At 54.4% G+C, this 15,009-nt stretch carries 7 protein-coding genes and 1 pseudogene; all 8 read left to right on the top strand.

The window, feature by feature from the left end:
• Positions 1 to 59 precede the first annotated feature (59 nt).
• The 8 genes and pseudogenes from topB to H8S52_RS08765 all read left to right on the top strand — a co-directional run bounded on the left by topB (position 60) and on the right by H8S52_RS08765 (position 14,999).
• Positions 60 to 2,150 carry a type IA DNA topoisomerase gene (topB, locus tag H8S52_RS08730; protein ID WP_186909649.1) on the top strand — a complete coding sequence of 697 codons (2,091 nt, stop codon included), beginning with the start codon at positions 60 to 62 and terminating at the stop codon, positions 2,148 to 2,150.
• 27 nt (positions 2,151 to 2,177) lie between these two features.
• Complete coding sequence (locus H8S52_RS08735; RefSeq protein WP_106624789.1) at positions 2,178 to 2,771, top strand: DUF1896 domain-containing protein; 594 nt, start codon at positions 2,178 to 2,180, stop codon at positions 2,769 to 2,771.
• A complete protein-coding gene (locus H8S52_RS08740) occupies positions 2,761 to 8,592 on the top strand; it encodes an N-6 DNA methylase (protein WP_186909650.1) in 5,832 nt (1,943 codons plus the stop codon). Before H8S52_RS08735 ends, H8S52_RS08740 begins: the two co-directional genes overlap by 11 nt.
• A gap of 207 nt (positions 8,593 to 8,799) precedes the next feature.
• Complete coding sequence (locus H8S52_RS08745) at positions 8,800 to 9,924, top strand: helix-turn-helix domain-containing protein (protein ID WP_022159531.1); 1,125 nt, start codon at positions 8,800 to 8,802, stop codon at positions 9,922 to 9,924.
• A gap of 199 nt (positions 9,925 to 10,123) precedes the next feature.
• A complete protein-coding gene (locus H8S52_RS08750; protein WP_106624787.1) occupies positions 10,124 to 11,182 on the top strand; it encodes a DUF3575 domain-containing protein in 1,059 nt (352 codons plus the stop codon).
• Positions 11,183 to 11,197: 15 nt separating this feature from the next.
• Positions 11,198 to 12,088, top strand: coding sequence for a FimB/Mfa2 family fimbrial subunit (locus tag H8S52_RS08755; protein WP_106624786.1), 891 nt, complete (start codon positions 11,198 to 11,200; stop codon positions 12,086 to 12,088).
• A gap of 31 nt (positions 12,089 to 12,119) precedes the next feature.
• Positions 12,120 to 13,151, top strand: a pseudogene (locus tag H8S52_RS08760) (fimbrillin family protein).
• Between the two features lie 120 nt (positions 13,152 to 13,271).
• Entirely contained in the window at positions 13,272 to 14,999 is a 1,728-nt protein-coding gene (locus H8S52_RS08765) for a fimbrillin family protein (protein WP_106624785.1), read from the top strand.
• Positions 15,000 to 15,009: the final 10 nt, after the last annotated feature.

Genomic DNA, 15,009 nt, shown 5'->3' on the forward strand with positions numbered 1-15,009 from the left:
GTGTCCACCACTAAATCCAAAGTAACAAGTAAAAGTAAACAATCAAACAGCAAGAAATAATGAAGACAATCATTGCAGAAAAGCCATCCGTGGCACGTGAGATTGCCCGCATCGTGGGCGCGACAAAGAGAGAGGAAGGATATTTCGAGGGAGGCGGCTATGCCGTGACATGGGCGTTCGGACACCTCGTGCAGCTCGCCATGCCCGATGGATACGGCGTGCGCGAATTTGTCCGTGACAACCTGCCCGTCATCCCCGAAACCTTCACGCTCATTCCACGGCAGGTAAAGACGGAGAAGGGCTACAAGCCCGACAGCGGCGTGACGACACAGATAAAGGTTATCACTTCCCTGTTCAACAAAAGCGAACAGATTATCGTGGCGACCGATGCCGGACGCGAGGGTGAGCTTATCTTCCGATACCTCTACCATTACATCGGATGCGCCACCCCGTTCGTTCGCCTCTGGATAAGCTCGCTTACCGACAAGGCTATCCGAGATGGTTTGCGCAACCTCGAAAATGGAAGCAAGTATGACAACCTCTATCTTGCCGCCAAAGCGCGGAGCGAATCCGACTGGCTCGTGGGCATCAACGGCACGCAGGCTCTCTCCATCGCCGCCGGACACGGCACATACTCCGTCGGGCGGGTGCAGACCCCCACGTTGGGAATGGTGTGCGAACGCTACCGGGAGAACCGCCGCTTCACGCCCGAAGCCTTCTGGCAGCTCCATATCGCCGTGGACGGCAATAATGACGGGACAGTGAAACTCTCCTCCTCTGAAAAATGGAAAGAGAAAGAACCTGCAACGGCATTATATAATAAGGTAAAGGAAATAGGCGCAGCCACCGTCACAAAAGCAGAGCGCAAGGAGAAGACGGAGGACACTCCGCTGCTGTACGACCTCACTACCTTGCAGAAGGAAGCCAACGCCAAGCACGGCTTCACGGCGGAGCAGACGCTTGAAATCGCACAGAAGCTCTACGAGAAGAAGCTCATCACCTATCCGAGAACGGGAAGCCGCTACATCCCCGAAGACGTGTTCGCCGAAATCCCCAAACTGCTCGCCTTCATCGGGGCTTTGCCCGAATGGAAGGGCAAGGTGCAGGCAAAGGTGCAGCCGACACGCCGGAATGTGGACGGCAGCAAAGTGACCGACCACCACGCCCTGCTCGTCACGGGAGAGAAGCCGCTGTTCCTCTCCAAAGAGGACAACACCGTCTATCAGATGATTGCCGGACGCATGATAGAGGCGTTTTCAGAGAAATGCGTCAAGGACACCACCGCTGTCACGGCGGAGTGTGCCGGGGTGGAGTTTATCGTGAAAGGCAGCGTAATCAGGCAAGCCGGATGGCGTGCCGTCTATGGCGAGGAGGACAAGGAGGAAATCTCCATCCCCGACTGGCAGGAGGGCGACACGCTGACGCTGAAAGGCTGCTCCATCACGGAGGGAAAGACCAAGCCCAAGCCGCTGCATACCGAAGCGACTTTGCTTTCCGCTATGGAAACAGCGGGCAAGGAGATTGAGGACGACGCGCTCCGTCAAGCTTTGAAGGACTGCGGCATCGGCACACCTGCCACCCGTGCGGCGATTATCGAGACGCTCTTCAAACGCGGTTACATGGAACGATGCAAGAAATCACTTGTGCCTACCGAGAAAGGACTCGCACTTTATTCAGTCGTGAAGACGATGCGCATTGCAGATGTCGCCCTGACAGGGGAATGGGAAAAGGAGCTGGCACGCATCGAGCGCGGGGAGCTGTCCGCCGAAACTTTCCGCAAGGAGATAGAGGCGTACACACGTGAAATCACCTCCGAACTGCTCTCGTGCGACAAACTCTTCTCACACAAGGATTCCGGCTGTGCGTGTCCCAAGTGCGGAACGGGCAGGATGCAGTTCTACGGCAAGGTGGTACGCTGCGACAACGCGGAGTGCGGGCTACCCGTGTTCCGGCTGAAGGCGAACCGCACCCTTTCCGATGACGAAATCAAAGACCTGCTCACCGACGGGCACACGAAGCTGCTCAAAGGCTTCAAGAGCAAGCAGGGCAAGAGCTTCGATGCCATAGTCGCCTTTGACGGGGAGTTTAACACGACTTTTGTGTTCCCCGAAAGGAAAACGAGCAAGAAATTTTCAGGACGGAAGAAATAATAGTAACTTTGCCACTGGTTCAGAGTAATGAATTGTTCTTCGATACCGGATTACACTCATGCTTTGGATTTAGTGGTGGCACTCGGAGGGATACCGGGTGCCTTTTCTTTCTCCTTTCTGGACGATTATCCCAATTATTATCAATCCACTAAATTCCAAAGTAAAGTAATGAACAACAAGAAGAAAAACGAGGGTCAGACCGACTTTTCCTATTACGGTCTGTACCTGCTGGACTACCTCCACACGAACAGGTTTGAACAAGCGACTGATACCGCCTTCATCCGTGAGCGTGCCGACCGTGCCGCCGAAACGTATGAACAGGCGCGGCTTGACGGCTATCCCGCCGAGGGTGCGCAGGAGCTGGCGATGAATGTCCTGCTGGGCGGGCTGCACTATTCCAAGTACGCCATCCTCCGCGAAGTCGTGGAAACAGAGTTTGCCGACGAAGTGCCGGAGGAAAAACGGGAAGCCTTCATCCAAAAACTGCTTCCGCTCGTGGATGCGGTGTTCTCCATTTACGACCTTTCGGACGACGACTTCGCCCTGTCGCCCGAATATGACCTGCTGCGCACGGAGCTGACGGGAACCGTCGTGCTTTACATCGAAAAGTATGGCGTTTAACCGCAAACAGAAACTGCGGGACAACATCGAGGCGATACGGACGGCGTTCATCCTTGACAGGGAACAGCGCACCCCCACCGCACGCGAAAGGCTGCTGCTGGAGCGTTACTGCGGTTTCGGAGGGCTGAAGTGCATACTGAACCCCGCCAAGGAACTGACGGATGCCGTCCATTGGGCGAAATCCGACCTCGAACTGTTTGCCCCTACGGTGGAGCTGCACAAACTGGTGCGCGAGAACAGCAAGGACGAAACGGAGTACAAGCGGTACGTGGATGCCATGAAGCAGTCCGTGCTGACCGCCTTCTACACCCCGCCGGAGATAACCGGCACTATCGCAGACGTGCTGCATGAACACGGCATACGCCCCGACCGGGTGCTGGAGCCGTCGGCGGGCGTGGGCGCATTCGTGGATGCCGTGCTGGACAACAAGCCGGACGCGGACATCATGGCTTTCGAGAAAGACCTGATGACGGGCAAGATATTGAAACACCTGCATCCCGACCAAAAGGTAAGGGTGCAAGGATTCGAGAAGATAGAGAAGCCCTTCACGGACTATTTCGACCTTGCCATCTCGAACATCCCGTTCGGTGACGTGGCGGTGTTCGACCCGGAGTTTACGGGAAGCCAAGACCCGGCAAGGCGTTCGGCATCGAAGACGATACACAACTATTTCTTTCTGAAAAGCCTTGACGCGGTGCGTGAGGGCGGCATAGTGGCGTTCATCACCTCACAGGGGGTACTGGACGCACCGTCCAACGCGCCCATACGCGAGTATATGATGGGCCATGCCAATTTAGTGGGTGTCGCACGCCTGCCGAACAACCTCTTCACGGACAACGCGGGCACGGAGGTGGGCAGCGACCTGGTTATCCTGCAAAAGAACAGCGGCAAGAAACGGGAGCTGTACGATTACGAAAAGCTGTTCGTACAGACGGAAAAGACACCGATCGGCAGTTTCGAGAACGGGTATGTCGGCAGCATCGGCATGATTCCCCACTCGGATCTGATACGCGACACAGACCCTTACGGGAAACCAGCCTATAAGGTCATGCACCGGGGCGGCATTGCGCAGCTGGCGGAGGACTTGCGTGAACATCTAAAGATAGAGCTGCACCAACTGGACAGGGAGCTGTATGAAAGGCATAGTCTTCATTCGGAACAAGGGAAAAGCACGGAAACTGAAATTATTTCCAGTTCGGTGGTTACTCCCGAAATACAGCCACGCCATGAAATGGCAGCGAAGCCCGAAGCGGCAGCACCGCAGCCCATAGACGAGAAGCCGGAGATAGAACCGCGCCGCCCCGATTATTCGGAGGGCGTGCAGCTCTCCCTGCTCGACCTTTGGGGAATGACGGAGGAAGTCCGCAAGGAGCAAACCCCCAAGAAGAAAAAGGCGGCGAAGAAAGGAAGCACGGCAAGGCGTGTACCTTCCAAACCGCAGGTTGCGCCGAAGATTACGACCGCACCGCCACAGCCGTCTGCCACCCCTTTGACGGAGAACGGGGAAAAACATGAATCAAAGCCGGAAAATGTTGAAGCCAAAGGCGATCCGGATGATATTTATGCCACTCTGGATTGGGAAACCAACCCTCCCATCAACGGCTTTTACGAAATGATGATGGACTTGACACCGGAACGGCGCAAGGAGCTTCGGGAACTGGCGGCGCAGCATCAGGAGAAACGGCAGAATGTCCCGGACGTGAAAGCCGCACCGGAGCAGGAAACACGGCAACCCGAAACGCAGCCGGAAGCCGCCGCCACTCCTGCCGCTCTCGCAACGGAAACGGCCGCGACCTCCCTTTTCCCCGGAATGGAAGCGGAAAAGCCGAAGGAGGAAGCCCCCGACCTTACGCCGCGTCCCTACCACCGCACACCGGAGATGCACCTGCGTGAAGGCTCGCTGGTGGCAAGCAGGGCGCGTGACATCGGTTATCTGAAGGACATCACTCCCTACGGCGCGACATTCCAGCCGCTCGGACTGACCGGGTATCAGAAAGAGAAGGCGCTGCTGTATGTGTCGCTCCGTGACGCATACGAGCGTCTGTACCGCTATGAATCGAACAGGCGCGAGGAAAATGTCCCGTGGCGCGAGCACCTGAACACCTGCTACGACGAGTTCGTCATGCGCTACGGCTACCTCAACGCCAGGCAGAACGTGAAACTGGTGATGATGGATGCCGGAGGGCGAGACATCCTCTCGCTGGAACGGGCAGAGAACGGAAAGTTCGTAAAGGCGGACATCTTCGAGCGTCCCGTGTCCTTCTCGGTGGAGAGCCATGCAAACGTAAGCTCTCCCGAAGAGGCGTTATCCGCATCGCTCAACAAGTACGGCACGGTCAATCTCGACTATATGCGGGAGATAACCGACAATACGGAGGATGAACTGCTTGGTGCCCTCAAGGGGCGCATCTTCTACAACCCGCTCGTGACAGGTTACGAGATAAAGGACAGGTTCATCGCCGGGAACGTGATAGAGAAGGCGGAAAATATCGAGGCATGGATAAACGACAATCCCGAAAACGAACGGCTGCCGGAAGTCAGGCAGTCGTTGGAGGCATTGAAAGAAGCCGAACCGGAGAAAATCCCGTTCGAGGATCTCGACTTCAACTTCGGGGAACGCTGGATCCCCACGGGCGTGTACGCCGCCTACATGAGCCGCCTTTTCGACACGGAGGTCAAGATAGCCTATTCCGCCAGTCTGGACGAGTTTTCGGTGGCGTGCGGCTGCCGCACCATGAAAATCACGGACGAGTTCTTGGTAAAGGGCTATTACCGGAACTATGACGGCATGCACCTGTTGAAACACGCCCTGCACAACACCTGCCCCGACATGATGAAGTCCATAGGAAAGGACGATAACGGCAATGACATCAAGGTGCGCGACAGCGAGGGCATACAGCTCGCCAACGCCAAGATTGATGAGATACGTAACGGCTTTTCCGAGTGGCTGGAAGAGCAGTCGCCGCAGTTCAAGGAGCGGCTGACGACGATGTACAACCGCAAGTTCAACTGCTACGTGCGTCCGAAGTATGACGGCTCGCACCAGACCTTCCCCGACCTCAACCTCAAGGGGCTGGCAAGCCGGGGCGTGAAGAGCATCTATCCCTCGCAGAAGGACTGCGTATGGATGCTTAAACAGAACGGCGGCGGCATCTGCGACCATCAAGTTGGGACCGGCAAGACGCTCATCATGTGCATTGCCGCCTACGAGATGAAGCGTCTGAACCTCGTCCACAAGCCGATGATTATCGGGCTGAAAGCCAATGTCGCAGAGATTGCCGCCACCTATCAGGCGGCATATCCCAACGCCCGCATCCTCTATGCCTCGGAGAAGGACTTCTCGACCGCCAACCGCGTGCGTTTCTTCAACAACATCAGGAACAACGACTATGATTGTGTCATCATGTCGCACGACCAGTTCGGCAAGATTCCGCAGTCGCCGGAGTTGCAGCAGCGGATATTGCAGGCGGAACTTGACACGGTGGAGGAAAACCTCGAAGTCCTGCGGCAGCAGGGCAGGAGCGTGTCGAGGGCCATGCTGAAAGGATTGGAGAAGCGCAAGCACAACCTTATAGCGAAACTGGAAAAGGTGGAACACGCCATCCAATCGCGCACGGACGACGTGGTGGACTTCAAGCAGATGGGCATCGACCACCTGCTCGTGGACGAGTCGCATAACTATAAGAACCTGACTTTCAACACCCGCCATGACCGCGTGGCGGGCTTGGGCAACAGCGAGGGAAGCCAGAAGGCCCTGAACATGCTCTTTGCCATACGCACCATACAGGAGCGCATGGGCAGGGACTTGGGGGCCACCTTCCTATCCGGCACGACCATCAGTAACTCGCTGACGGAGCTGTACCTGCTCTTCAAGTACCTGCGCCCGAAGGAACTGGAGAGGCAGGACATCCGGTGCTTCGACGCATGGGCGGCCATCTTCGCCAAGAAGACGACCGACTTCGAGTTCAACGTGACCAACAACATCGTGCAGAAGGAGCGTTTCCGATACTTCATCAAGGTGCCGGAGCTTGCCGCCTTCTACAACGAGATTACCGACTACCGCACGGCGGAGGACGTGGGCGTGGACCGTCCGCTGGGGAACGAGATACTGCACCATATCCCGCCCACGCCCGACCAAGAGTACTTTATCAAGCAGTTGATGCAGTTCGCCAAGACGGGCGACGCCACGCTGCTCGGCAGAGAACCGCTGTCGGAAACGGAGGAAAAGGCGAAGATGCTCATCGCCACCGATTACGCACGGAAAATGGCACTCGATATGCGCATGATAGACCCGCATTACGAAGACCATCCCGACAACAAGGCTTCGCATTGCGCCAAGATGCTTGCGGAGTATTACCACAAATACGACGCGCACAAGGGCACGCAGTTCGTGTTCTCGGACCTGGGGACGTACCGGCCGGGCGAGGGATGGAATGTCTATTCTGAGATAAAACGCAAGCTGACGGAGGACTACGGCATACCGGCAAACGAAGTCCGCTTCATTCAGGAGTGCAAGACCGACAAGGCGCGCAAGGCGGTGATAGACGCCATGAACGCCGGGACGGTGCGTGTGCTGTTCGGCTCCACGAGTATGCTCGGAACGGGCGTGAACGCGCAGAAAAGGTGTGTCGCCATCCATCACCTCGATACACCGTGGCGCCCGTCCGACCTCGAACAGAGGGACGGACGGGGAGTCAGGGCGGGCAACGAGATTGCCAAGCATTTTGCCGGGAACAACGTGGATGTCATCATCTATGCCGTGGAGAAGTCGCTCGACAGCTACAAGTTCAACCTCCTGCACTGCAAGCAGACGTTCATCTCGCAGCTCAAAAGCGGGGCGTTGGGAGCGCGTACCATCGACGAGGGGGCTATGGACGAGAAGTCGGGCATGAACTTCTCGGAGTACATGGCGTTGCTCTCCGGCAACACCGACCTGCTCGACAAGGCGAAATTGGAGAAGAAAATCGCATCGCTCGAAGGTGAGCGCAAGTCGTTTGGCAAGGGCAAGCGCGATTCGGAGTTCAAATTGGAAGCCAAGACGGGGGAACTTCGCAACAACACGGCGGTCATCAATGCCATGACGGAGGACTGGAACCGTTTCCTTTCCGTCGTCAAGACCGACAAGGAGGGCAACCGCCTGAATGCGGTCAAGGTGGACGGCGTCTCTTCTTCGGATGAGAAGGTTATCGGAAAGCGTTTGCAGGAGATAGCAAGGAACGCTACGACGGGCGGACTGTACAATCTTGTCGGGGAACTTTACGGTTTCCCGATAAAGGTGGTCAGCGAGAGGATGCTCAAAGAGGGGCTGGAGTTTACCGACAACCGTTTCGTGGTGGAGGGGAACTACAAGTACACCTACAACAACGGGCATCTGGCGATGGCTGACCCGGTGGCCGCCGCACGCAACTTCCTGAACGCGTTGGAGAAGATACCTTCCACCATCGACCAGTACAGGGCGAAGAACGAGGTGCTGGAAAAGGAGATACCGCAGTTGCAGGAGATAGCCGGCAAGGTGTGGAAGAAGGAGGACGAGTTGAAACAGCTGAAGTTCGAACTTGCCGCGCTCGACCGCAAGATACAGTTGGAGCTTGCGCCGCCCACGCCCGAAGTCGCCGAAAAGGAGAATGACGGGCAGGAGGTCAAGCCGGATACGGAAGGTGTACGGAACGTACCGTCACAACCCACCGAAGAAGCTCCGCTGATACGCAGCCCGGCGAATGACCGAAGTCCGTCTGGGAATTTCATTGCCGACCATGTCGTTATCGGACGGCCGGGATTCAACGTTCGTGACGAATGCAAACCGAAAGGAATAAAAATGTGAACGAGTGTGGATATGTATGGCAGGATTGGGAATATACCGTTCCTTTTCCTGCCTTTTTCCATCAATATGGTATAACAGGGATTCCATACGTAAAATCCTCCAATTTATATCAAGGAATAGGGTGTTGAAAGTAAATCGTCACGGCAAATCCGCCATATTTTCAGTATTTTCGCTAATTTTGCAACCAAAATAGTCAGGCATAATAAAATGGAACCATCTATATACAGTTATTCACTTTGTATTGCGCTGCCGTTGATGTTGTTCTTCGGCTTTTATTTTTTGCTGGCCCAAACCCCGGAAAAGGCCATTTTTGAGAATTACCTACGCTCCCGGCGGATAATGGGTATGGCGTTGTTATTGCTTGCGGCAAACTATTCGGTACATTTCTTCTTCGGGATAAGGTTCAAAAATGTCCATGCAGCCATATTGATGAATCTGTCCACCTATTTTCTGTGCTACTACCTTTTCAGTTCAGCATTGATAACACTGCTTGACCGTTTCTATATCACACGGAAAAGGATTCGGACGCATATCATTCTATGGATCATCTTCTCCGGACTTTCCGGGGTTGTCCTGTTGTTGTTTCCGGATGGAATAGTGCAGAAAAGCACTTTGCTGGCTTTGGCAGCATGGCTGGTGGTTTACGGACTGGTGTTGTCTCGCAGAGTCATTGTCGCATACCGCAGGGCTGTCCGGATTTTCGATGACACACATGCCGATGATATAGGCGCATATATAAAATGGCTGTCCATCTTTACTTATTGGGCTCTTATCTTCGGAGTTGGATGCGGATTGCTTACATTTTTGCCTGATGAATACGTTTATATATGGATTCTGTCATCAATTCCGTTTTACGTCTATCTCTACCATTGCTACCAGAATTATCTGCTGTTTTACGAACAGGTGGAAACCGCAATGGAAGATGGTATGATTTCTGAAGAGGAAGACCCGTGTGACACCAAACTGGAACAGATACAGAAACTGGAGAACCCGTCATACCGTTCCGAAATGGCGGAGAAAATAAACGGCTGGATTGATGCGGAGGGTTATATCCAGTCCGGCCTTACCATAAAGAAACTTGCTGATATGCTCCAGACTAACCGCACCTATCTGTCTGAGTATATCAAAACGACGTATGGTGCATCGTTCCGCGATTGGATTACCGGTCTCCGCATCAATTATGCGAAACGCCTGCTTGCGCAATATCCGAGGCTGACGGTTGCTGACATTTCTGAAAGATCCGGCTTTCTGTCCCCAAGCCATTTCATCAGGCTGTTCAAGGAAAATTCAGGCTGTACTCCTGCCAAATGGAGGAAAACAGAGGCGGAATAATGCACTGCTTTATGCCCAATAGAAATAACCTAAACGACAAAAAATAGTCTGAACGACAAAACTGAAATGTTCTAAACCACAAAGATGTACGATTCTGACAATTGAGACAATTTTTATAGGCAAGAATCGGGCAGAATAAAATCTATTCGCTTATTTTGTATGCTGATATTCCTAATTGGAAATAAAAAAGCATATAAAAATGAGCAAAAGAATCTTATTCTTCATTTTGTTTTCGTGGCTGGCATCGGCAGCTTTTCCTGCTTTTGCGCAGCAGAAAACCGACACGGTCTACACTTTCCGCTTCGTGCCGCGAAAAGACATGTTCTATGTGCCATGGAATGACAATGGCAAAGAACTTGCGCGTCTTCTGGAGTGTATCGAAAGTAACAAACCGGATATAGTGGAGGGACGGCTGCCTCTTTACGTGGACGGATACTGTAACTCCGGCAAGTCGGAACGGGCAAGCCTCGCTATCGCCGGGACACGTTCCAACCGTGTGAAATCAGAGTTGATTACCCGGAAAGGACTGCGTGAAAACAACTTCATCACCCGTAACCATGCCTCGAAGGGCGACTTCGTGACGGTGCGTATCATACTGCCGAAAGAGAAAGTGCCGGTTATTGCGGAGGATACACATCCCGGTTACGAGGAAGAAAAGGAACAGTCACACCGTGAAAACGACAAGGCTACAGAAACAATCCAAGACACAGAGGGGGCAAAGGTGTCTACCGGACAGGAAAATCAGCCTGAATCCGTACTGTCGGCATCATCCACAACTTTGGGATTATCACTGCGTGCCAACCTGCTGCGTTGGGCAACCCTCACGCCCGACCTCGGTATTGAGTGGCACATCAACCCGTCATGGGGAATATCCGTGAACGGATCGTGGACTTCGTGGTCGTGGAATGAAAAGGACAGAAGATACGCCCTTTGGGAAGTGGCTCCCGAATTCCGCCGTTATATAGGTAAGGAGAAGCGTGGCTACCTTGGGGTAATGTTCAAGACCGGGCAGTTCAATTATAAGCTCTCCGCGACAGGCAAACAGGGAGACCTTACGGGTGGAGGCATCACCGGAGGCTACCAACTGAAATTGAACAATGCCCTCTCGATGGACTTCTCCTTAGGGTTGGGCTATATCCATGCCGACTATGACAAGTATGTGGTCATCAACGGCGTGAGGGTAAGGCGCGGCAGCGAAACAAAGAACTGGTGGGGCCCCGTCTCGGCGGGTGTCACCCTGGTGTGGAACATCTTTTAGCGGAAAGGAGGAACAATGAATACAACGACAATCATACGACAGATAAAGGAATATATGGGAGCATACGGAAAGGCTTATACCTTATTATATCTAATAGGTGCGGTGACCATACTGACCTCGTGCGTGAAGGACGACCTCTATGACACGCCGCACCCCGACCGTGGGGCGGTGGTCGTAACCACGGACTGGAGCGGAAAGAGCACCGAGGCGGACATACCGCAGGCATACACACTGCGCATCGGCGGGAGGGAACAGAACGTGAGCGCGGCGACCAACGTGTTCGACGCGCTGCTCGCGCCCGGTGGCTACGGTCTGACGGTGTACAACTCCCCGGAGGGGATTAGTATCGACGGAAACAAGGCAACGGTGAATCCGGTGGATCTGACGGGTGCAATAGAGCCGCACCCCGGCTACCTCTTCGCCTCGCACCAGGACATCAGCGTCGTGGCGGACGACACCCTGCACGTCACCGCCCCGATGAGACAATACGTGCGCAGGCTCGACATCGAACTGACCGCCACGGAAGGCGACTACAGCCGTGTACAGTCGGCTACGGCAACGCTCTCCGGCGTGGCTTCGGCAGCGGATATGGCAACAGGCGACCGGAGTGTAGCGGCACAAGTAACAAACGCTTTCAGGCAGGACGACAACAAGTTCACAATCTTTTTCCGACTGCTCGGCATCGTCCCGACGGAAACGCATACGCTGACGGTGGACATCACTTTCAACAACGGTGACACGCAGCGGGTAGTGAGCGACCTTACCGAGGCCATAAGGGACTTCAATAACGGCACCAAACCGGTTAAACTCACGGGTAATCTGCTTTTGCCCGTAGAGGCCGGGGTAACGGGCGCAACCATCACGGGCTGGAACGAGGTAGAAAGCGGCAATGGGGATGCTAACTGACGATAAATATTTTAATCAAAAAAACAAGATTATGACAATGAACATGAGGTTTTTCATTATTGCAGCAGCGGCAACGCTATTGGCTGCGTGTACACAAGAGAACGAGGTACAGAACAATCCGGTGGAAGCACGAATCACGGCAGGCGTGAGCGGGCCGAAGACCCGTGCTGTGGACAACGGGTGGAACGCCGACCGAATCGGCGTGATGGTGGTGGATGCCCCTGGCACGACCACGACCATGGGCGGCAAGTACAAGAACGTGGGATACGCAACCACGAGTACCGGCACCAACGCGGACTTCACCCCGATGACGGCGGGTGGCGGCATCTTCTTCGAGGACGCTTTCCTCGAGTTTACTTTTGCCGCCTACGCGCCTTACGCATCGGGCGCAAACGCCTCCACCCTGCCTGGTACAGACGGGAAGATTACGGTAAATACAAGCAACCAGCCCACGACCACGGAACAGGAGAAGGTGGACTAAATCCATGCCACGGGAGCCAAGGCCGATAAAGACAGCCCGACCGTCAGCTTCACGGACAACACCGCCGCGGGCGGCAGCGACTGCTCCTTCAAGCACAAGATGGCCCGTCTTATCCTCAAGGTGCAGGTGTCGAACACCGACGGTTTCGACGACACTGCCGTGCTGGAATTCGCCGACTACAAGCTGGGCGGCCTGGTTCACGAGGGAACGTTCGATGTGAAGACCGGTACCGCCGCGACCGCGGGCAGCGTTGTGAGCGACTGGATGTTACGCCAGTGCACCGGTGCCCCGAAGACGGCCACGGACAAGTGCGTGGCAACCTTTGACGCCGCCACGGGCGTGATGACTTTCACCATGATCCTGCTCCCGCAGACACTCGCCAACGCTTTGGTGCTTGAGATATCTCCCGATGACGGGGAATACCAGAGCTACTCCAACAAGGACATGATCAAACCCGCGTTGGAGGCCGGTTATTCTTATACCTACACCATCACGGTGAAGAAGACGGGGCTGACCCTTAGCGGAAGCACCATCGAAAACTGGAACGACGGTGGTAGCCATGCGGGTGATGCAAAAATGTAGTGTGTCTGAAAGCCACTGCCGTGCATCAGGCGTAAGACGGAGGCACGCCATATATAATAAATGGTGCGGCAGCCCGCGTCGCAACGGGCAGTGGCACAAAACGAAATAAATAAAGACAATATGAAAATAATAAGGAACATAGCGAGAAGGCCGTGGCCGCGCATCGGCGGCTGGTTGCCGGTTGTGATGCTCATCTGTGGGGTGCTCGCTTCCTGTAGCAGTGAGGATGAAAGCACCGCGCCCCTGCCCGACGGCAAGTACCCGCTGCAACTGACGGCGGAGGTGGCGCAGCCGCAGACCCGCGCCGGAGGTAAGGATGCGTGGACGGGCGGCGAGGAGATTAGAGTGTCACTGGAAGGCGTGTTTGGTAACAAAACATACGTGATGGACGCATCGGGCAATGCAAGCCCGAAGGATGCCGATAATGCCTTCTATTGGAAGAACACCGATGAAGCCCGCGTCAGTGCATGGACCCCGGACATAGAATCGGAAACGGATATTTCCGACCAAAGTGGCGGGTACGCCGCTTTCGATGTCCTGTACGCCAGTGCCATAGGGCGTTATGACCAAGCCATAAATCTCCGTTTCATCCACCGCATGGCGAAAATCGAAGTAATTCTCAAAGCTAGCGAAGGCATTACGGAAGAGGAGTTGGAGGGTGCGACCGTCACCATTTTCGGAGACCCGCTAACGCACTCAACCGCCGGCTTGGTATCACCGGGTGACCAATCGGACGGCGAGATAAAGCCCTATTATGATGCCGCAACGAAGAAATACGAGGCGTTAGTGCCGCCGCAGGATATGACGGGCAAGCCGCTCATCCGAATCAGCATAGGCAGCAATGACTTTACCTACACTCCCGAAACAGAAGCTGCCGGCAAATTTGGGTTTTTCGGTGGCAAGCGGTATGCCTACACCATCACCGTGAAAGCAAGCGGAATAGACGTGCAGGCGGTGACCGGTGGCACGTGGGTTGCATGTGGCGAGGAGAACGTCACCTCCAAAAAGGTAAAGCAAAGTTTCACAGCTGACGAACTTAAAATCGGCGACTACTTCTATTCCGACGGGACTTGGAGCGACGGCGGCCTGCGCAAAATCTATACTGACGGCAGTATGAAGATAGCAAGCCCCAAGCCTGCTCCCGTACTCCAAACAAAAAGTGAAATAGAAAGAAGAGTCATCGGTATCGTTTTCCAGACGGACCCGAGCCGTATCGGCACTGCCGAAAAGTCCAAATTGGGCGAAGGGAATGTGCATGGCCTTGTAATGGCCTTAAAGAACACCGCAACAGATATCCAATGGAGCCATGAAGAGAATAATTTGGAAGACGTGAAAGACTGCTGGTCCAAGTCTGAAATCTACTCTGACATCAGCGGTCTGCACAATTACACCAAGATTCTTGACCATGCAAATAGTATCGGTGGAATTGAGGCATATCCGGCCTTCGAAGCCGTCGAGAAATGGAATGATATGTACAGTATAAATGAATACCGCCCACCTCGTAATACCACAGGCTGGTTTATTCCTTCCTCCGGTCAGTGGTGGGACATCCTTCAGAATCTGGGCGGTTGTCCGGCTATGGCGGATAAAGGTCAGCAAACCTCGTCGGATTCCGGTGATTTCCGTTGGCTAGGTCAAGGCGATGTTCCAGCTGCCTTGAATGCTTGGATGAATAAAATTGCAGCCGACAGCAAGAATGATTTTACCACCGGTGACCGTTTTTGGTCGTCATCGGAGTTAAATCAGTTCCGCGCACGGAACTGGAACGTGTACTCCTCTGATTACGTGTGCTGCGACTTTGTCTATAAGAAATGGAGTAACGCTGTCCGTCCCGTCCTTGCTTTCTGAACTATTTGCC

This window comes from Bacteroides sp. NSJ-48, assembly GCF_014287405.1.
GTDB lineage: Bacteria > Bacteroidota > Bacteroidia > Bacteroidales > Bacteroidaceae > Bacteroides > Bacteroides stercoris.